Source organism: Lutimaribacter saemankumensis (genome assembly GCF_900100005.1).
GTDB lineage: Bacteria > Pseudomonadota > Alphaproteobacteria > Rhodobacterales > Rhodobacteraceae > Lutimaribacter > Lutimaribacter saemankumensis.
In genome coordinates this window covers 160,162-179,414 of sequence record NZ_FNEB01000003.1, presented here as the reverse complement: position 1 = coordinate 179,414, position 19,253 = coordinate 160,162, and the positions used below count along the sequence as shown (strand labels likewise).

At 63.2% G+C, this 19,253-nt stretch carries 24 protein-coding genes; 8 read left to right on the top strand and 16 right to left on the bottom strand.

Annotated features, from left to right (window positions below; genetic code table 11):
• The first annotated feature begins 146 nt into the window (after nt 1-146).
• The 5 genes from thrS (at nt 147) to BLT50_RS08050 (ending at nt 4,936) form a co-directional block, all read left to right on the top strand.
• On the top strand, nt 147-2,126 hold the full coding sequence (thrS, locus tag BLT50_RS08070; RefSeq protein WP_090028155.1) for a threonine--tRNA ligase: 1,980 nt from the start codon (nt 147-149) through the stop codon (nt 2,124-2,126).
• Nucleotides 2,127-2,355: 229 nt separating this feature from the next.
• Nucleotides 2,356-2,646 (top strand): BufA1 family periplasmic bufferin-type metallophore, encoded by a 291-nt coding sequence (locus BLT50_RS08065; RefSeq protein WP_090028154.1) that lies wholly within the window; start codon nt 2,356-2,358, stop codon nt 2,644-2,646.
• A gap of 66 nt (nt 2,647-2,712) precedes the next feature.
• Nucleotides 2,713-3,564, top strand: coding sequence for an MNIO family bufferin maturase (bufB, locus tag BLT50_RS08060; RefSeq protein ID WP_090028153.1), 852 nt, complete (start codon nt 2,713-2,715; stop codon nt 3,562-3,564).
• Nucleotides 3,561-4,316 carry an HvfC/BufC N-terminal domain-containing protein gene (locus BLT50_RS08055; RefSeq protein ID WP_090028152.1) on the top strand — a complete coding sequence of 252 codons (756 nt, stop codon included), beginning with the start codon at nt 3,561-3,563 and terminating at the stop codon, nt 4,314-4,316. Before bufB ends, BLT50_RS08055 begins: the two co-directional genes overlap by 4 nt.
• Entirely contained in the window at nt 4,313-4,936 is a 624-nt protein-coding gene (locus BLT50_RS08050; RefSeq protein WP_090028151.1) for a DoxX family membrane protein, read from the top strand. Before BLT50_RS08055 ends, BLT50_RS08050 begins: the two co-directional genes overlap by 4 nt.
• On the opposite strand, the gene BLT50_RS08045 is transcribed toward BLT50_RS08050, so the two are convergent.
• Nucleotides 4,848-5,216 (bottom strand): hypothetical protein, encoded by a 369-nt coding sequence (locus BLT50_RS08045; protein WP_090028150.1) that lies wholly within the window; start codon nt 5,214-5,216, stop codon nt 4,848-4,850. The genes BLT50_RS08050 and BLT50_RS08045 overlap by 89 nt on opposite strands.
• Nucleotides 5,217-5,237: 21 nt before the next feature.
• Nucleotides 5,238-5,552: an arsenate reductase family protein gene (locus BLT50_RS08040; protein WP_090028149.1), complete on the bottom strand. Its 315-nt coding sequence runs from the start codon at nt 5,550-5,552 to the stop codon at nt 5,238-5,240.
• Between the two features lie 208 nt (nt 5,553-5,760).
• Between BLT50_RS08040 and BLT50_RS08035 the strand changes: the two genes are divergently transcribed.
• Nucleotides 5,761-5,967, top strand: a complete 207-nt coding sequence (locus BLT50_RS08035; protein WP_090028148.1) for a cold-shock protein — start codon at nt 5,761-5,763, stop codon at nt 5,965-5,967.
• 60 nt (nt 5,968-6,027) lie between these two features.
• Here BLT50_RS08035 and BLT50_RS08030 read toward each other — a convergent pair whose 3' ends face one another.
• The 4 genes from BLT50_RS08030 to BLT50_RS08015 form a co-directional block, all read right to left on the bottom strand.
• The gene (locus BLT50_RS08030) at nt 6,028-6,312 is read right to left on the bottom strand and encodes a hypothetical protein (protein WP_090028147.1); all 285 of its coding nucleotides are present in this window, start codon (nt 6,310-6,312) and stop codon (nt 6,028-6,030) included.
• Between the two features lie 129 nt (nt 6,313-6,441).
• Entirely contained in the window at nt 6,442-6,849 is a 408-nt protein-coding gene (locus BLT50_RS08025) for a DUF2177 family protein (protein ID WP_090028146.1), read from the bottom strand.
• A gap of 133 nt (nt 6,850-6,982) precedes the next feature.
• Nucleotides 6,983-9,109 carry a methylmalonyl-CoA mutase gene (gene scpA, locus BLT50_RS08020; RefSeq protein WP_090028145.1) on the bottom strand — a complete coding sequence of 709 codons (2,127 nt, stop codon included), beginning with the start codon at nt 9,107-9,109 and terminating at the stop codon, nt 6,983-6,985.
• A complete protein-coding gene (locus BLT50_RS08015) occupies nt 9,075-10,082 on the bottom strand; it encodes a hypothetical protein (RefSeq protein ID WP_245723331.1) in 1,008 nt (335 codons plus the stop codon). Before BLT50_RS08015 ends, scpA begins: the two co-directional genes overlap by 35 nt.
• A 111-nt stretch (nt 10,083-10,193) precedes the next feature.
• Between BLT50_RS08015 and BLT50_RS08010 the strand changes: the two genes are divergently transcribed.
• Entirely contained in the window at nt 10,194-10,646 is a 453-nt protein-coding gene (locus tag BLT50_RS08010) for a DUF4174 domain-containing protein (protein ID WP_090028144.1), read from the top strand.
• 1 nt (nt 10,647) lies between these two features.
• Here the strand turns inward: BLT50_RS08010 and BLT50_RS08005 are convergent, their stop codons facing one another.
• The 10 genes from BLT50_RS08005 to BLT50_RS07970 form a co-directional block, all read right to left on the bottom strand.
• Nucleotides 10,648-11,190: a hypothetical protein gene (locus BLT50_RS08005; RefSeq protein WP_139170492.1), complete on the bottom strand. Its 543-nt coding sequence runs from the start codon at nt 11,188-11,190 to the stop codon at nt 10,648-10,650.
• Between the two features lie 48 nt (nt 11,191-11,238).
• Nucleotides 11,239-13,284 carry an acetyl-CoA carboxylase biotin carboxylase subunit gene (locus BLT50_RS08000; protein WP_090028142.1) on the bottom strand — a complete coding sequence of 682 codons (2,046 nt, stop codon included), beginning with the start codon at nt 13,282-13,284 and terminating at the stop codon, nt 11,239-11,241.
• 123 nt (nt 13,285-13,407) lie between these two features.
• The gene (locus BLT50_RS19695) at nt 13,408-13,536 is read right to left on the bottom strand and encodes a hypothetical protein (protein WP_281241630.1); all 129 of its coding nucleotides are present in this window, start codon (nt 13,534-13,536) and stop codon (nt 13,408-13,410) included.
• Between the two features lie 101 nt (nt 13,537-13,637).
• Nucleotides 13,638-13,841, bottom strand: coding sequence for a hypothetical protein (locus tag BLT50_RS07995; protein WP_090028141.1), 204 nt, complete (start codon nt 13,839-13,841; stop codon nt 13,638-13,640).
• 355 nt (nt 13,842-14,196) lie between these two features.
• On the bottom strand, nt 14,197-14,541 hold the full coding sequence (locus tag BLT50_RS07990; protein ID WP_090028140.1) for a hypothetical protein: 345 nt from the start codon (nt 14,539-14,541) through the stop codon (nt 14,197-14,199).
• A 42-nt stretch (nt 14,542-14,583) separates the two neighbouring features.
• On the bottom strand, nt 14,584-14,991 hold the full coding sequence (locus BLT50_RS19000) for a hypothetical protein (RefSeq protein WP_139170491.1): 408 nt from the start codon (nt 14,989-14,991) through the stop codon (nt 14,584-14,586).
• A 150-nt stretch (nt 14,992-15,141) separates the two neighbouring features.
• Nucleotides 15,142-15,285 (bottom strand): hypothetical protein, encoded by a 144-nt coding sequence (locus BLT50_RS19260; protein ID WP_175491425.1) that lies wholly within the window; start codon nt 15,283-15,285, stop codon nt 15,142-15,144.
• Nucleotides 15,286-15,499: 214 nt separating this feature from the next.
• Nucleotides 15,500-15,910: a DUF6497 family protein gene (locus BLT50_RS07980; protein ID WP_090028138.1), complete on the bottom strand. Its 411-nt coding sequence runs from the start codon at nt 15,908-15,910 to the stop codon at nt 15,500-15,502.
• Nucleotides 15,900-16,262: a hypothetical protein gene (locus tag BLT50_RS07975; RefSeq protein WP_090028137.1), complete on the bottom strand. Its 363-nt coding sequence runs from the start codon at nt 16,260-16,262 to the stop codon at nt 15,900-15,902. The genes BLT50_RS07980 and BLT50_RS07975 overlap by 11 nt, the downstream gene beginning before the upstream one ends.
• Before the next feature lie 63 nt (nt 16,263-16,325).
• Complete coding sequence (locus BLT50_RS07970) at nt 16,326-17,858, bottom strand: acyl-CoA carboxylase subunit beta (RefSeq protein WP_090028136.1); 1,533 nt, start codon at nt 17,856-17,858, stop codon at nt 16,326-16,328.
• A 168-nt stretch (nt 17,859-18,026) separates the two neighbouring features.
• Here BLT50_RS07970 and BLT50_RS07965 point away from each other — a divergent pair, with 168 nt between their 5' ends.
• Entirely contained in the window at nt 18,027-19,241 is a 1,215-nt protein-coding gene (locus BLT50_RS07965) for a multidrug effflux MFS transporter (RefSeq protein WP_090028135.1), read from the top strand.
• Nucleotides 19,242-19,253 lie beyond the last annotated feature (12 nt).

Sequence of the window (19,253 nt, the reverse complement as noted above, 5' to 3'; positions counted from 1 at the left end):
TACCTAAGCGCGACCGCGCGGTTTTCCACCGATGCCGCGCGGTTTCGCGTGCTTGACTTTGCCTTTGCAGAGGGGCAGAAGCGCCCCACACCATATACCCGCAACCGGGCGTTCCGTGGGCGCCAAACCGACGAGGAGCCAGCCAGATGGCACAGATTTCCCTCACATTCCCCGATGGCAATGCGCGCGACTACGCAGCAGGCATAACCCCTGCCGAAGTGGCCGCCGATATTTCCAAATCGCTTTCGAAAAAGGCCATCAGCGCCACCGTGAACGGCCAGCACTGGGATCTCCAGTGGCCGATCGACGGGGATGCGACGATCGCCATCAACACGATGCAGGATGCCGCGCCCGCGCTGGAGCTGATCCGCCACGACCTGGCGCATATCATGGCCCGCGCCGTGCAGGAGATCTGGCCCGACGTGAAGGTCACGATCGGCCCGGTGATCGACAACGGCTGGTATTACGATTTCGACCGCGCCGAGCCTTTCACCCCCGAAGACCTGGGCGCCATCGAAAAGAAGATGCGCGAGATCATCAACAAGCGCGACCCCGTCACCACCGAGGTGTGGGATCGCGACCGCGCCATCAAGTACTACGAGGCCAACAACGAGCCCTACAAGGTCGAACTGATCGAGGCCATTCCCGGCAGCGATCCGATCCGCATGTACTGGCATGGCCACTGGCAGGATCTTTGCCGCGGCCCGCACCTGCAGCACACCGGGCAGGTTCCCGCAGACGCCTTCAAGCTGATGAGCGTCGCGGGCGCCTATTGGCGCGGCGACAGCAGCCGACAGATGCTGCAGCGCATCTATGGCGTGGCTTTCCAGAACAAGGAACAGCTCAAGGCGCACCTGCACATGCTGGAAGAGGCCGCCAAGCGCGACCACCGCAAGCTGGGCCGCGAAATGGACCTGTTCCACATGCAGGAAGAGGCGCCCGGGCAGGTGTTCTGGCATCCCAACGGCTGGACGATCTACACCACGCTGCAGGATTACATGCGCCGCAAGCAGCGCGCCGGTGGCTATAACGAGATCAACACGCCGCAGGTCGTCGACCGCAAGCTGTGGGAAGCTTCGGGTCACTGGGAAAAATACCAGCATCACATGTTCATCGTCGAAGTCGACGAAAGCCGCGATGGCGAGAAAGACGATGCCAGCGCAAAGAACAAGGACCAGACCCGTATCAACGCGCTCAAGCCGATGAACTGCCCGTGCCACGTGCAGGTCTATAACCAGGGGCTGAAATCCTATCGCGACCTGCCGCTGCGCCTGGCCGAATTCGGCTCGTGCGCGCGGTTCGAACCGTCGGGTGCGTTGCACGGCATCATGCGTGTGCGCGGCTTTACCCAGGACGATGCGCATATTTTCTGCACCGAGGATCAGATCCAGCAGGAATGCGCGCGCTTCATCGACTTCCTGGCAGATGTCTATCGCGAACTCGGGTTCCCCGAATTCGAGATCCGTTTCGCCACCCGCCCCGAAAAGCGTGTGGGCACAGACGAAAGCTGGGACTACGTCGAAGGCGCGCTGGAAAACGCGATCAAGGCCGTGGGCCGCGATTACACGCTGGAACCGGGCGACGGGGCGTTCTACGGGCCCAAGCTGGATTTCTACCTGACGGACGCGATCGGGCGGGTCTGGCAATGCGGCACGTTCCAGGTTGACCCGAACCTGCCCGAGCGGCTTGGCGCCAGCTATATCGGCGCGGATGGCGAACGTCACCGCCCGTTCATGCTGCACCGGGCCTGCCTCGGCTCGTTCGAGCGGTTCATCGGCATCCTGATCGAGAACTGGGAAGGCAAGCTGCCGTTCTGGCTGGCCCCGCGCCAGGTGGTTGTGGCGTCGATCGTGTCGGATGCCGACGATTACTGCCGCGAGGTGGTGGCCGCGCTGAACGCCGCCGGCATCCGCGCCGAAGCCGACCTGCGCAACGAAAAGATCAACTACAAGATCCGCGAACATTCGGTGGGAAAGGTGCCGGTTATCCTGGCCTGCGGGATGAAAGAGATCGAAGAGCGCACCGTATCGGTCCGGCGCCTTGGCGAGCAGAAGACCTCTGTAACATCTCTGGATGAGGTCGTGAGCACGCTGGCCAAAGAGGCGACACCGCCCGATCTTCTGTAACAAACTGTGCCATTCTGTCGCGGCCCGTCGGTAACAAAACCGGCGGGCCGCGATGCGTTTTGCATTATTTATTTGGTTTCAAACGATTTTCTTCTCTCACGTGCATCACGCCCCGTGACGCAACCGTGATGCACGGTCCTGTGAGTGGCCTGTGACGTGCTCCGACTGGCAGCCTTTCAACACCACCGCATCGGTGGCCTGTATTGAAACCCAGTTAGGGAGAGAACCCATGTCGACCACCCTGAAAACCGCAGCCCTCGTGGGCGCCGTCGCAACCGCCATCGCCGCACACGGCACCGCCGCAAGCGCGATGGAAAAGGAAAAATGCTATGGCGTCAGCCTGGCCGGGCAGAACGATTGCGCGGCTGGCCCCGGCACGACCTGCGCCGGCACCTCGACCGTCGATTACCAGGGCAATGCCTGGACGCTGGTCGACGCGGGCACCTGCGCCGAGATCGACCTGCCGGGCGACCGCATGGGCAGCCTGGAGCCGCTGGACCGCGACCTGCCCCAGACCTGAGCCTGCGCCCCAAGGGATGGCCGGCTGCGGCCGTCCATCCCGCCTTGCCTGCCAGAGGATGTCCCGATGTTCGATTCCGCCCGCGCGCCCCTGCCCCCGAAACCCGGTGTCGGCTACAAGCCGCAGCATTATGCCGCGATCATGGAGTCGCCAGGTGCGCTCGGCTGGCTGGAAATTCACGCCGAAAACTACATGGGCGCCGGCGGGCGCCCGATCGCGCAGTTGCGCCATCTTTCAGACCGGTTTCCCGTATCCGTCCATGGTGTCGGTCTGTCGATCGGGGGCGAGGGACGGCTTGACCCCGATCATCTGGCGCGGCTGCGCCACCTGTGCGACTGGCTGAACCCGGCCAGCTTTTCCGAACACCTTGCATGGTCGACGCATGAAGGCGCGTTTTTCAACGACCTGCTTCCCCTGCCCTATACCGACGCGACCCTGACGCGCATCTGCGATCATATCGACGAGGTGCAGGAAGTGCTGGGCCGGCGGATGCTGCTGGAAAACCCGTCCTCCTACCTCGCCTTTGCCGACAGCACCTGGGACGAACCCGGGTTCCTGGCCGAGATCGCGCGGCGGACCGGCTGCGGGCTGCTGCTGGACGTGAACAACGTGTTCGTGTCGGCCATGAACCTCGGGTATGACCCGCGCGCTTTTATCGATGCCTTCCCGCTGCAGGCGGTCGGCGAAATCCATCTCGGCGGCCATGACGAGGATCATGACGATCATGGCGCGCCGCTGCTGATCGATAGTCATGGCGCCGAAGTGGCCGACCCGGTCTGGGCATTGCTGGACCATGTGCTGGCGAAAAGCGGCCCCCGCCCGGTGCTGATCGAATGGGACACCGACGTGCCCGACTGGCCCGTTCTGGAGGCCGAGGCCGCGCGCGCCGGCAGGGCCCTTGCGCAGGTGACGGCATGACCGGGCTGATCGCCGATTTCCTGCCTGCCTTGCGCGATGCGGCCCGCCCCGTGCCCGACGGGGTCACGGACGGCGCGGGGCGCCCGGCCGGGCGGCGGTTCGACGTCTACCGCAACAATGTCGCGGTGTCGCTGATCGAGGCGATGGAAACCGGGTTTCCGGCCGTCGCGCGGCTGATCGGATCACGCAATTTCCGCCATCTGGCGCGTGGTTTTGCGGTGGCGCACCCACCGCGCACGCCGGTGATGATGGGATATGGCCAGGCTTTCCCCGGCTACCTGGCAGGCATGGAGGCGCTGGCGCATGTCCCTTATCTGCCGGATGTGGCGCGGCTGGAACTGGCGTTGCGCGGCAGCTACCACGCTGCCGATCATGTTCCGCTGACCCCCGATGCGCTGGCCGCGATCCCGCCCGAACGGCTGGAGGATACGCGACTGCCGCTTGCGCCTTCGGTACGGCTGTTGCGCAGCGACTGGCCGATCGTGGAAATCTGGGCCTACACCATGCGCGACGGCGCGCCCAAACCCGCGGGCACGGGCCAGGACGTCGCCGTCCTGCGCCAGGGGTTCGACCCGGAACCGGTTGCCCTTCCTGCCGGCGGCTTTGCCTTTCTGCGGGCCCTGCAATCGGGCGCGCCGTTGGGCCGCGCCACGGAACTGGCCCTGCAAGACACCCCCGATTTCGACCCCGGCGCCAGTCTCGGCCTGCTTCTGGGCCATGGCGCGCTTTGCCAACCCGAGGACTTGCCATGACTTCGCTATTGAACCTCTACGACCGCCTGACATCGCCCCTGTCACGCCTCGACGCGATGCTGCCCGTGCTGGCGCGGTTCGTGTTCGCGGCCGTGTTGCTGCCCTATTTCTGGGCCTCGGGCCTGACAAAGCTGGGCGATGGCGTGCTGGGTATATTTCAGCCATCGGTGGGCGCCTATGCCCAGATTTTCCCGCGCGCGACCGAGGCGGTTGGCTATGACGTCAGCCAATTGCCGCCTTGGCACGGGATCGTCGTGCTGGCAGGCACCTGGGCCGAATTCTTGTTGCCCGCTTTGCTATTGCTGGGTCTTTTCACCCGTGTCGCCGCACTTGGGATGATCGGATTCATCACGGTCCAGAGCCTGACCGATCTTTATGGTCATGGCGGCATCGAGCATGCCGCGACCCTTGGCGCGTGGTTCGACCGGATGCCCGACGGCGTGATCCTGGATCAACGCGCACTTTGGGTGTTCGTTCTGCTGGTCAGTGCGATCAAGGGCGCAGGCGCGCTTTCGCTGGATCGGGTGATGTTCAGAAATGCGCCTTCGGCTCGTCCGGTTTCCCGGCCGCAATCGCCAGAACCCCACCCAGCAGGCAAAAGCCCAGCGGGAACATCGTGAACACGTTGAAGCCAAAGGCAATGTACATGCCTGCCGCCGACACCAGCATCAGCACCCCGCCCCACAAGGCCCGCGCCCGGGCCATCGCCCCGCCTGCGATGGCCAGCAGCGGCGCGGCGAAACTGACGGTGCGTATCAGGTCGCGGTTGGCAATCGGGCCGAAGATCTCTTCGATCTCGGCATAGCGCGCCGCGGCCTCGGTATAGCCGTAGCTGAAAAAACCGACCAGCATCGCGAACAGTCCGCCGATGATGCCAAGAACCAGTGCCGCATTCCGCATTCTTTGCCTTTCCAGCCACGCTTACGCCAGCGCGGCTTCAACTTCCTTGCTCCAGCCGAGATAAAGACTGCCATCCGCGGTTTCAATCAGCGGCCGCTTCATCAGGCTGGGATGATCGGCAAGCAGCTCGAGTTCGGGTCTTTCACGCTCGGATTGCCCAAGATTTCGCCAGGTGGTCGAGCGGCGATTCACAAGATCGGCACCAAACCGCGCATAGGCACGGGCCAGCACATCGGATGGCATCGGTGTTGCCCGAACATCTACCAGTTCCGCATCTTCAAGGGATTTCAAAGCCTTGCGACAGGTATCGCAATTCTTCAGACCATAGATTTTCACCTGGAGTTCCTTTCTCAGCGGGCTGTTTTCGCCGATTTTCTACGTCACTGCCCGATATGTTTTGCTTGTGTTTTACAAAACTGCTGCAATCCTTTCAGGTGCAAAATGGCTTTCAGACCCAGCTTTTTTCCAAGCCGGCCCCCTGAATACCGGCATGCATACCCCGGAATATCCGGGAAGGATTGAGAAGTAGAAGGAGACACGGGACATGCCTACTGGCACCGTGAAATGGTTCAATACCACAAAAGGTTACGGGTTCATTGCACCTGACGATGGCGGCAAGGACGTATTTGTCCACGTTTCGGCCGTCGAGCGTTCGGGCCTGACCGGTCTGGCGGACAACCAGAAAGTCGGGTTCGAACTGAAAGAGGGCCGCGACGGCCGCATGATGGCGAGCGACCTCACGCTTATCTAAGCCGGAAATCGTTAGAAACGGGGCGTGCGCATGTTGCACGCACGGCCCCCGTGGATCGGTTTACTGGTAGAAACAGCCCTTTTCACCCGCCGGGCACACCATCCGGCGACCGCTGCGTTCGACCGTCTTGCGATAGCCCGCGGGATGCGCCTGCATCTGCGAATAGGTCATCGGCTGGTTGGGGGTTCCGCAGCAGATCACGCCCGCCATGACGATTGGCTGCAGGCCGCTCGGGCAGTGGTTTTCCTTGGCGTGATACGGGTAGGTCTTGGCCTCGGTGGCCGAAGCCGGAACAGCGGCGGCCAACGTGATGGCGATGGCGGTGAAAACTGACTTGAACTTCATATCGGGAACCCCCTGCACTGACCGGACATCCGGTGAACAAACATGATCGCAGGCTAGGATCAGACGCGCGGCCGGTCAATCCTTTGGGTGTCCGTCCAAGGCGGCCGCCACATGCTGTGGCACAATCGCCTATCCCGATGACGACAAGGCCCGCGCCGCCAGAACGCCGATCATGGCCGAGCCACCCGTCAGCACCGCGCCCCATGCCGTATCGAGCGCCACCATCTGCCAGTGCCAGCTTTTCATGACGGCGAAGTTCGTGAATTCGTAGGTGCCATAAGCCACCGCCCCCAAAAGCGCGCCCATAAACAGCGCCTGCAGCGGCGCGTCGGCGCGAAGCGCGGGCAAGGAGACAAAGACCAGCACGCCGACCACGTAGAACAGGTAAAACAGCGCCGCAGGCGCAAGGCGCGGGCTGTCGAGCAGCTGATCGCCAAGATGGGTTTCGAACAGCGGGCGCATCACCTTGGTCAGCATCACAGCGTCCACGGCCAGGAAAACCACCGCCGTTACAACATAAAGAATGATGAGCTGCATCTTGCCGCCTTTCGCCTGCTTTAAAGGTAATACGGGCACGGGACGGGGCCAGATCGGTTTTCGACGAAAAGAAGCCCCGCCGCGCGGACGCGCAGCGGGGCTGGATGTTTCGTGCCAGGCGCCGCGATCGGGATCAGCCGCGCGCCTCGCGGATCAGGCGCAGGATGTCCTGGGCCGCCTCCGGGATGTTGGTGCCCGGGCCGAAGATCGCCTTGACGCCTGCCTTTTTCAGGAAATCGTAATCCTGCTGCGGGATCACGCCCCCGCAGATCACGATGATGTCGCCCGCATCCTTTTCGCGCAACGCGTCGATCAACTGCGGCGCCAGCGTCTTGTGCCCGGCCGCCTGCGACGAGATCCCGACCACGTGCACATCGTTGTCGATGGCATCCTGTGCCGCCTCATCCGGCGTCTGGAACAGCGGGCCCACGTCGACATCGAAACCGATATCGGCAAAGGCGGTGGCGATCACCTTGGCGCCGCGATCATGGCCGTCCTGGCCCATCTTGACGACCAGCATGCGCGGGCGGCGGCCTTCCTGTTCCGCGAACTCCTCGACCGACTTCTGGATCGCGGCAAAGCCTTCGTCGCCTTCGTAAGCCGCGCCATAGACGCCTGCCAGGGTCTTCACCTCGGCGCGGTGGCGGCCGAATTCCTTTTCCATAGCCATGCTGATTTCCCCCACGGATGCACGTGCGCGCGCGGCCTCGACCGCCGCTTCCAACAGGTTGCCGCCCTCTTTGGCGCGGCGGGTCACTTCGTCGAGAGCGGCCCGACAGGCGGCCTCGTCACGGCTGGCGCGGATGCGTTCCAGCCGCGCGATCTGGCTTTCGCGCACCTTGACGTTGTCGATATCGAGGATGTCGATCGGGTCTTCCTTGTCCTTGCGGTACTTGTTGACGCCAACGATTAACTCGTCCCCGCGGTCGATCATGGCCTGCCGGGTGGCGGCGGATTCCTCGATCCGCAGCTTGGGCATACCGCTGGCGACGGCCTTGGTCATGCCGCCCATTTCTTCGACCTCTTCCATCAGGGCCCAGGCCTTTTCGATCAGGTCGTTGGTCAGGCTTTCCACGTAGTAGGAGCCCGCCAGCGGATCGACCACCTTGGTGATCCCGGTTTCTTCCTGGAGGATCAGCTGCGTGTTGCGGGCGATACGGGCGCTGAACTCGGTCGGCAGGGCAATCGCTTCGTCGAAGCTGTTGGTGTGCAGGGACTGGGTGCCGCCGAGGACCGCGCTCATGGCTTCGACCGCGGTGCGGATCACGTTGTTGTAGGGGTCTTGTTCCTGCAGGGACACGCCCGATGTCTGACAGTGGGTGCGCAGCATCTTGGAGCGGTCGGATTTGGCGCCGAATTCCGTCATGACGCGGTGCCACAGCGTGCGCGCGGCGCGCAGCTTGGCGATTTCCATGAAGAAATTCATGCCGATGGCAAAGAAGAACGACAGCCGCCCGGCGAACTTGTCGACATCCATCCCCGCCTCGATCGCGGCGCGCACGTATTCGCGCCCGTCGGCCAGGGTATAGGCCAGCTCCTGCACGAGGTTCGCACCGGCCTCCTGCATGTGATAGCCCGAGATCGAGATCGAGTTGAATTTCGGCATGTTGTCCGAGGTATAGGCGATGATGTCCGAGATGATCCGCATCGACGGCTCGGGCGGGTAGATATAGGTGTTGCGGACCATGAATTCCTTCAGAATGTCGTTCTGAATGGTCCCCGACAGCAGCGCCTTGTCATGGCCCTGCTCTTCGCCCACCACGATGAAGTTCGCGAGGATCGGGATCACCGCGCCGTTCATCGTCATCGACACGCTGACCTGATCCAGCGGGATGCCGTCGAACAGGATCTTCATGTCCTCGACGCTGTCGATGGCCACGCCCGCCTTGCCGACATCGCCCACGACGCGGGGGTGGTCGCTGTCATAGCCGCGGTGCGTGGCAAGGTCGAAGGCCACCGAAACGCCCTGCTGACCGGCTGCCAGAGCCTTGCGGTAAAAGGCGTTCGAATCCTCGGCCGTGGAAAAGCCGGCATATTGCCGGATCGTCCAGGGACGGCCGGCATACATCGTGGCCTTCACGCCGCGCGTGAAGGGGCCGAACCCCGGCAGGCTGCCCATATGCGGCAGGTCTTCGACGTCCTCGGCCGTGTAAAGCGGCTGCACCTCGATCCCTTCGAGCGTGTTCCAGGTCAGATCCTCCAGCGGGCGGCCGCGGAGTTCCTTTTCAGCCAGTTTGCGCCACTCGTCCTTCTTGGTCATGAGCGTGTCCTCTTTCTGTTTGTCCCGGAACGGGGGTTTTCCCCTCTGGTCCGGGTACTTTCTCTGTCATCAGGGTGGCCAGACCATCCGCGCCGGCGGCCAGCCAGAACAGATCGTCCGAATATTGTTCCCGCATCCGCGCGGCCTGTGCGGGGGTGAAAGGGGCGAAATGACCGTCACCGGCGGGCAGATGCCCGGTGTCACGGCCCGCCGCCGCAAGCGCGGCGCGCAATTGCGGCAGGCGCGGCGCCATGTTCAGCCGCCGCCGGGCATGGGTGGCCGGCGCAAGGGCAGCGTCCCCCAGCATCCGGGCAAGCCGGCGTTCGGGCGCGGCGCCGTATTCCTCGTGCGGCATGACGGCAAGCGGCACCCCTGGCAGCGCGCAGGCCACATCGGCGACAACGTCGCGCCAGCCGCGCGGGCCGTCCGACAACGCGGCAAGCCGCATCGGCCCCGGCAAGGGATGGCCGCGCGCGGCCGTCATCGCGATCAGCGAGGCCCAATAGGCATCGGGGCAACGGATCGACAGCACAGCCTGCGTAATGCGGCCCCGGAATGCTGCGGCCAGGCGCGCCACGCGTTCGCCCGCCGCCGGATACAACGCCGCCGCCCGCACCCCCTGCCGGGGGTTTCCCAGGATGTTTTCGTCCGACACAATCACCTGACGGGCGCCCCTGCCCGCCTCGGCCGCCAGCGCCAGCGCGATCCGCCCCTCGGCCCGCTGCGGCCCGCAGTTGAACATCTGCGGCGCAGGCCAGATACCCGCGAACAGCCCGTTGCGGGTGCGGCGCGGATCCCAGACCGAAATTCCATGCCGTGACAGCCCCGCGGAATTGTCGCGCAAGTAGGCCTGAAATGTGGTCGAGGCGGTGCGGTGCGCCCCCAAGTGCAGAATGACGTCCATCGCCGTGCGGATCCAGCTGAAGGCCGCCTGCAGGGGCGGGCGGCGGTATGAATGACAGGCCGTCATCATCCGCGCATCTCCGTGACCAAGCGCTTAAAGGCTGCATTTGGCCGAAGTTTCACGAAAAACCTATTCGCATCCCCCGGCAAGCTTCCTATATCTTTGCAGACAGGAGACCGCATGAAACACGTCTTAGCCTTTGGGATCGCATTGTTTTTCACCCTGCCCGCACTGGCGCAGGAGTCGTCCGATACCGCGCCGGAATTGCCGCTGCTGTCGTCGGAAGGTGTGGAGTTGAACCAATTTTTGTGGGTATCGCGGCCCGTCATCGTGTTTGCCGACAGCCCCAACGATCCACGATATGTCGAACAGATGCGGCTGCTGCGCGAAGACCCTGGGCCGTTGTTGTACCGGGATGTCGTGGTGCTGACGGACACTACGCCCGAGGCACGCTCGCCCTTGCGGCGCGAGCTGAACCCGCGTGGATTTTCACTGGTCATCATCAGCAAGGACGGTTTGTCGCGCATCCGCAAACCGCTGCCCTGGGACGTGCGGGAAATCACCCGCTCGATCGACAAGATGCCGATCCGGCAGCAGGAAATCCGCGAGATGAACAGCCGCGAAGCCGGCTGAGTCAGGGCGCGCGCCGCATCACGATGGCGTGGCGCGATCCGAAATCCAAAAGCATGACGGCCCTCTGCGCCGGGTCGTACACCGTTACAAGCCCGCGGGCGGTCAGCAGCCGATGAACGCCCTGCGCGACCTCGTCCGTCATGCAGGCGCGCGGCTCCATCACGCTGGCCAGAAGGCCAAGACCGGCATGCAGATCCGCGGACATCACGGCCTGGGCCAGCGCGTCCGGTGTCACGCTGGTATCCGCAAAGGCCACGGCGCGGCCCTGCCGCAGCATCGCCACGCCCTGCCGCAGATCGTAGACACGCGGGGCCTGCGGGCGCAAAATCCCTGCCTTCAGCCGGAATACCGCAACGGAACAGGTGCGGCGGGACATGAAGAACGTGTTCGCGCCGGGCCACGCCCAGCGTGCCACGTAAGTCCGCGCCGTTGACGGGTCGTCCAAATCGCAGGCCGCAAGCACGGCCAGCGCCATCGTGATCATCCAGATACGCGCCATGAACGCCATGCGAGCCGCCCCCGAAACAGGTCCGGGGGGCAGCATCGGGGAAAACCCCTTTCCGCATCGTTACGGCGCGCAGGGTCATCGGGGTTATTCGAACTCCATGATCACGTCGTCCACGGCAAGGCTGTCGCCCGGTCCCGCGTTGATCCTCGAGACGATGCCCTTGCGCTCGGCGCGCAGGATGTTTTCCATCTTCATCGCCTCGACCGTGCAGAGCGCCTGGCCCTCCTGCACTTCCTGGCCCTCTTCAACGTCGATCTTCACGATCAGGCCGGGCATCGGGCACAGCAGCATCTTGGATGTGTCGGGCGGCAGTTTTTCCGGCATCATCCGGGCCAGTTCGGCCTGGCGCGGGGTGCGCACATGCGCCTTGATATCCGCCCCGCGGCTGCGAATGCGGAACCCGCCCGAAATCTTGCCGACCTTCATCACCAGCGGCGCGCCGTCCACCAGCATGTCGGCGATCTGGTCGCCCGGCGTCCAGTCGCCGGTCACGCGATGGCTGTTGCCATCTTCGAAGGTGATCGTCGCGCCGTCACGATCCGCTGCGATCTTGACGTCGAAGGAATGACCCTGAAGCGAAACATTCCATTCCTCGCCCACATGGCGTTCGTGGTTGTCCATCCGGCCGGACACGCGGGCACGGCGGATTTCGGCCACGCGATGCATCGCCGCGCAAGAGGCCGCGATGCGGCGCAGCGCGTCCTCGCCCAGTTCGACCCCTTCGAAACCGTCGGGATATTCCTCAGCGATGAAGGCCGTGGTCATGTCGCCCGACACGAATTTCGGATGATCCATCACCGCGCTGAGGAATGGCAGGTTGTGCCCGATCCCCTCGACCTCGAACCGGTCGAGCGCGACGCGCATCGCCTCGAGCGCCTCGGCGCGGGTGGGCGCCCAGGTGCAGAGCTTGGCGATCATCGGGTCGTAATACATGCTGATCTCGCCGCCCTCGTAGACGCCGGTATCGTTGCGCACCGCCGTGTCGCCCGCGGGTGCGTCGCCCTGCCACTTACCGGTTTCCAGCAGCGGCCCTGCGGCCACCTCCATCGGCGGGCGATAGCGGGTCAGACGCCCGATCGACGGCAGGAAGTTGCGATACGGGTCTTCGGCGTAAAGACGGCTTTCCAGCGCCCAGCCGTTCAGCTTCACGTCGTCCTGGGTGATCGACAGCTTTTCGCCGGCGGCCACGCGGATCATCTGTTCGACAAGATCGACACCGGTGATCAGTTCGGTCACCGGGTGTTCCACCTGCAGGCGCGTGTTCATTTCGAGGAAGTAGAAATTCTTGTCACCATCGACGATGAATTCCACCGTGCCCGCGCTGGCGTATCCCACGGCCTTGGCCAGGGCCACGGCCTGTTCGCCCATGGCGCGGCGGGTGGCCTCGTCGAGGAAGGGGCTTGGCGCCTCTTCGATCACCTTCTGGTTCCGGCGCTGGATCGAGCATTCGCGCTCGCCGAGGTAGACGCCGTTGCCATGTCCGTCGCACAGAACCTGGATCTCGATATGGCGGGGCTGGGTCACGAATTTCTCGATGAAGATGCGGTCGTCGCCAAACGAATTGGCCGCCTCGTTCTTGGAGCTTTGGAAGCCCTCGCGGCATTCCTCGTCATTCCAGGCGATGCGCATGCCCTTGCCGCCGCCACCGGCGCTGGCCTTGATCATGACCGGGTAGCCGATTTCGCCCGAGATGCGCACCGCGTCATCGGCGCTGTCGATCAGGCCCATATAGCCGGGCACCGTGCTGACATTCGCCTCCTGGGCGATCTTTTTCGATGTGATCTTGTCGCCCATCGCCTCGATCGCGCCCTTGGGCGGGCCGATAAAGGCGACGCCCGCGGCCTCGAGCGCCTCGGCAAATTTCGCGTTCTCGGACAGGAAGCCATAGCCCGGGTGCACGGCCTCGGCACCGGTGCCCTTGATCGCGGCCATGACGTTGTCGATCACGATATAGGACTGGTTGGCCGGCGGCGGGCCGATGTGAACCGCCTCGTCGGCCATTTCGACATGCAAGGCGTTCTTGTCGGCGTCCGAATAGATCGCAACGGTCTTGATGCCCATCTTGCGGGCGGTCTTGATCACGCGGCAGGCGATTTCGCCCCGGTTGGCAATCAGGATCTTGTTGAACATGCGCTGTCCCTTTTCCTCATGGTGCAGAACGCAAGACAGCGCCGGCCGCCCAAGGGCGATCGACGCTGTTTCGCGTGTGGTTCGGTTGATGGCGGGCCGGCACCCGGTTGCGGGTGCGCGGCGTCAGTCGATGCCCAGAAGCGACGCTTGCGCCGGGCTGAATTGAAAGCGGCTGGACGTTTCGGGTTGCACCGAACATCCAGCGATCGCCGCGATGATGCCCATCGCAGCCAGGATTCTGACGGTTTTCATGCTCGTTGCCTCGGTTTTTATGTTCAGGCTTTGAGCAGGAGCTTACAGAAACCGGTCGTTTCCCGCTAGGGGAGAGCCGCCTTACCCGGCAAAGTGTTGCGTCAACACCGCGATGGGTATTGCTGGCAATAGGCCACGTTGGCGACGGCACCGACAAGGGCGCCACCGGCCAGGCTGGTATCAAGAACCGCGGCACCCGCTGCACCGGCGCCCGCCCCCATGAGGCTTTGCTCCAATGCGGTGTCGCCACAGCCGGCAAGCGCAGCGGTCGATGCGACAGCGAAGAGTATCGGTTTGATCTGCATGCTTTGTCCTGTTCCTGGATTGCGTTGATCGCCAGACGCCATCTTGCAACACCAGCGCCCGAAGGAAAGGGCGCAACGCGCATCCGCACGTTTCCGGCGAACCCTTGCCGATGCGAACCAAGCTTTTGTTCAAACAGGAAAAAATTGGGCGGCCGGCCTTGGGGGTAGCCGTGCCGCCCGACAGGGGAAGGGTAACGGTTCAGACTGATCATCCCGGTGTGGGATGTCCGGTTTACCACTACGGAATCACGATGCATGCCACGCCCGCGCACGGCAATCGGCTTTGCGAGAATACCGGCCGGATAAGCCATTTCCCGCCAAAGTTGCGATGTCTTGCGCAGGAAAATGCCGATCATCACTCGAACACCTCCGGGAAAGAGGCGCGCGCGACCGCTTCGTCGATCACGAGAAGGGCGTCATAGCTTTCTGGATCGAACGGATCTTCGGCAGCGATGACCTCGCGGCCGAACAGCCAGCTCAGCCTGCCGGCATCCAGATTGCCCCTTTCGAACGGCTGGTCGCCAAAATGGTCCCACAGCGCGCCAAGAAATGCCGCGTCGGCGCGTTTGTCCACCGCCTTGCGGTCGCGGTAACGTTCCCGCCGGGTCAGGGGCGTTGCGCCTTTCGGGTTGGCGCGTCGGATCGTGAACTGAAAATCGGACCCGGGAAGACGGCCCGGGAAACCACGGTGTTTCAGCATGCCGCGCCCTCCATGCATCCGAAGAGCGCGGCGCCGGATGCGTCAGTCGTTCGGATTGCCGCTCTGGTTGCTGTTCTGGTTGCTGTTCTGGTTGCTGTTTTGATTGCTGTTCTGGTTGCTATTTTGATTGCTGTTCTGGCTTTGGTTCTGGTTTCCACCGCCGCCATTGTCATCATCGCCGGGCGTGTCGGTATCCGTATCGGTTCCGGTGTCAGAACTGTCATCCGTGCCGGAATCGGTTGACGCCGTCGTTCCATGCCCGTCGTCAGACATGGACGCGCTTTTTGCAGGGATGCAGACATCGCCAGACAGCGCATACCCGACCGGGCAGTAAGCGTTTCCGAGTTTATCAAATGTAGGTGCAACCCCGACAGGCTCGGGCGCCTGGGCACATGCCGCAACACCGGCAAGGATTGCAGTCGCCAAAACAGGTTTAATCTTATTGAACATCTTTTTTGGCCTCCATCTTCTCCAAATCCGCGCCCTAGCCAGGCCCGGCTTGAAAAAGAAACGCTATTCGAGGCCTCTACACCTTGATCTTTATCAAGCTGCGGAAATGGGACAGGCCTTGTGGCCTGCCCCGGCAATCCACGGAAGGGATTACTTGTACTTGCCGGTGTAAGTCGGCTCGACCGAGATCGGTTCGGGCTCGACCACGACGTATTCTTCCTCGGGCGCTTTTGCGCAGGCTGCCAGACCGGCAACCAGCCCAAGCGCGAGCATGCTCTTGATGCACTTCGACATCTGTTTCTCCTGTCTCTTGTTTTGGACAAATCGGCACCTTCAGGCGCCACCTGCCCCTCGTACGAGGTGTTGGTCGCTCGGGTGCAACCGCCGCGCAGAATACAAGAAGGACGGGAAAATTGATACGTCGCCGGCCACAGCCCGGCGCGCTGTGACGGGAAAGCCGCATTCGCCGCGATTTCTGAACTATGTCCCGCAACATATTGTGGCATGGTCAGAAATTCTCCCAGATGCAGGTGCCGTTTTCGACGCGGAAGGCATCGAAAAACTGCACGATCTCGGGGTCGATCGCACCGAACTCGATGTCGCGCGCAGCATAGGAAATGACGACGCGCGGCACGTTTTCACCGCGCTCCGCCAACCAGGGCAGCGCGAGGTTTTCGCAAAGATACGCAAAATCCGCCTCTACGTCGGCAAAGCTTGCACCCTCGCCGATCGCGGGGGCCACAAACCGGAAGCGTGCTGCGCGCGGCTGGCCGAAAATGCCATCCTCCAGACGGACTTCCTGCAGGCGCAAGTCGAGCCCCGAGGGCACGGCGAGGGCCTCCTCCTGCCCTGTCGCCGTGGTCGCGCAGGCTAACGCCCCCCAGAGCGCGACGAAAACGCCAATCCGCCTATGTGTCATGACGGCCTCCGGCAAATCGCTGCCAGCGCGCACGGTTGGCCGGGTTTTCAAGAATGTCGCGAATGACCGCTTCGGCGCGTTGCCTGGGAAACGGCGCATCGACCGCGCCGCCCGCGACGACCCGCAGCCCGCCGCCGTCGCGCATGACCTGCACCGCAGGGCGAAACCCACGCAGGCGTTGCAGCGCTCGCCACATGTCCTGGCGGATCTGGCGGGCCAGCCTTTCCCGGCCCATGACGGGAAAGCGCGCCTCGACCGCAAGGTCGAACCGCACGGGCCGCCCACGCGAAACGGTGACCGCCGCGTCGGTGCGCTCCGCATGCCAGCCGTTTCTATGCGTTGCTTCCGCCAAAACATGGTCCTCCGGGCGACGAAAAGTCGGGCGAGGGCCGTCAGCCCCCTGCCCGGCCAGCGATCAAAGCGGGATGTTGTCGTGCTTTTTCCAGGGCATCGACTGCTTCTTGTTGCGCAGCATCGCGAAGGCGCGCGCCACGCGTTTGCGCGTCGAGCGGGGCTGGATCACCTCGTCGATGAAGCCGCGCTCGGCCGCAACGAACGGGTTGGCGAACGCGTCCTCATACTCCTTGGTGCGCTGCGCGATCTTGTCGGCATCGCCCAGCTCCGAGCGATACAGGATCTCGGTCGCGCCCTTGGCGCCCATCACCGCCACCTCGGAGGTGGGCCAGGCATAGTTGACGTCGGCGCGCAGGTGCTTGGACGCCATGACCACGTAGGCCCCGCCATAAGCCTTGCGCGTGATGACCGTCACCTTGGGCACCGTCGCTTCGCCATAGGCAAAGAGCAGCTTTGCGCCGTGCTTGATCACGCCGTCATATTCCTGCTTGGTCCCCGGCAGGAAGCCGGGAACATCCACAAGCGTCAGGATCGGGATCTCGAACGCATCGCAGAACCGCACGAAGCGGGCCGCCTTGCGGGCGCTGTCGATATCCAGCACGCCGGCCAGAACCATCGGCTGGTTCGCGACCACACCCACGGTCTGCCCCTCGAGACGGATGAAGCCGGTGATGATGTTCTTGGCGAAATCTTCCTGGATCTCGTAGAAATCCCCCTCATCCGCGACCTTGAGGATCAGTTCCTTCATGTCATAGGGCGTGTTGGGGTTTTCCGGCACCAGCGTGTCCAGGCTTTCCTCGACCCGGTCGACATCGTCGAAGAACGGGCGCACGGGCGGCTTTTCACGGTTGTTGGCGGGCAGGAAGTCGACAAGGCGGCGCACTTCGGCCAGGGCCTCGACATCGTTTTCAAACGCACCATCCGCGACCGAAGATTTCTTGGTGTGGGTCGATGCGCCGCCCAGTTCCTCGGCGGTCACGACCTCGTTCGTCACGGTCTTGACCACGTCCGGGCCGGTCACGAACATGTAGCTGCTGTCCTTGACCATGAAGATGAAGTCGGTCATCGCCGGGCTGTAAACCGCGCCGCCGGCGCAGGGGCCCATGATCAGGCTGATCTGCGGCACCACACCCGACGCCATGATGTTGCGCTGGAAAACCTCGCCGTAGCCGGCCAGCGAATCCACACCTTCCTGGATACGCGCACCGCCCGAGTCGTTGATGCCGATCACGGGCGCACCGTTTTGCATGGCCATGTCCATGATCTTGCAGATCTTCATCGCGTGGGTGGCCGACACCGACCCGCCCAGAACTGTGAAATCCTGGCTGAACACATAGACCATGCGCCCGTTGATCGTGCCCCAGCCGGTCACCACGCCGTCGCCGTAGGGACGGTTCTTTTCCATCCCGAAATCGGTGCAGCGATGCGCGACGAACATGTCGTACTCTTCAAAGCTGCCTTCATCCACCAGCAGCTCGATACGTTCGCGGGCGGTCAGTTTGCCCTTGCCGTGCTGGCCTTCGATGCGCTTTTCGCCCCCACCCAGCCGGGCGGCGTTACGACGGTCTTCCAATTCCTGCAGGATGTCTTTCATGGCGGTCCCCTTCCGTTTGTGCGGGTTATAATGTTGCGCGGCGTCGTGACAAAGCGGAATCCGGCAAATTTGCAAATCTTGTGAAGAACGAGTGCAGCGAATTGCAAAACAGCAAATGACCCAGCGGCAAATATGGACACTCCCAAGCTATATGCATACGCATATGTCATGAGTGACTCACCTGACGTGCGCTATTTGGACCGCACGACGCCTCCTCATATCTCGACGCTGATCCTGCTGGCCGGCATTTCCGCGCTTAGCATGAACGTCTTCCTGCCGTCCCTGCCCGGGATGACCGCGTATTTCGAAACAGAATACCGGCTGATGCAGCTGTCTGTGGCGATCTACCTGGCCATGAACGCGATTCTGCAGATCCTCGTCGGGCCGATCTCAGACAAGTTCGGGCGGCGGCCGGTGATCCTGGGTGGCTTGACGCTGTATCTGCTGGCGACACTGGGCTGCATACTGGCGCCGAACGTAACCGTCTTTCTGATGTTTCGCATGCTGCAGGCAGTGGTCGCCGTCGCAATGGTGCTGAGCCGGGCCGTTGTGCGCGACATGTTCACGCAGGACCGGGCCGCATCCATGATCGGTTATGTCACGATGGGCATGGCGGTCGTGCCGATGATCGGCCCCGCCATCGGCGGCCTTCTCGAAGAGTTGTTCGGCTGGCATGCGAATTTCATACTGCTCTTTCTCGCCGGTCTTCTGGTGTTCTGGCTGTCCTGGCGCGATCTCGGCGAAACGGCACGGGAATCGGAAAACAGCCTTGCCGATCAGTTCCGCGAATATCCCGAGCTTTTGAAAAGCCCGCGTTTCTGGGGCTATTGCATGGCGGCGGCCTTTGGATCGGGGGCGTTCTTTGCCTATCTCGGCGGCGCGCCGTTCGTGGCCTCGAACGTGTTCGGGCTGAGCCCGGGCGAAATGGGCATCTATTTCGCGGCCCCGTCGATCGGGTATTTCCTTGGCAACTGGATCACCGGCGCGTTTGCCGCGCGGACAGGCGTGAACCGCATGGTTCTGTGGGGGACTATCATTTCGACCCTCGGCATGGCGCTGTCGCTGCTGTCGTCCTACACCGGGCATTCCAGCCCGATCAGCTTTTTCGGGTTCATGACCCTTGTGGGCGTGGGCAACGGAATGACGATCGCGAACGCCACGGCGGGCATGCTGTCGGTGCGCCCGCATCTGGCGGGAACCGCGTCGGGGCTGGGCGGGGCGATCATGATCGGCGGCGGCGCGGCGCTGTCCGCGCTGGCCGGCGCGCTGCTGGTGCCGGGGGCCGGTGAGTTCCCGCTGATCTGGATCATGTTCGTCACCTCGCTGCTTGCAGTCATCGCGATTGCCGGAGTCATCGTGCGCGAACGCCAGCTTGGCTTGTAAGTCCGGCACAGT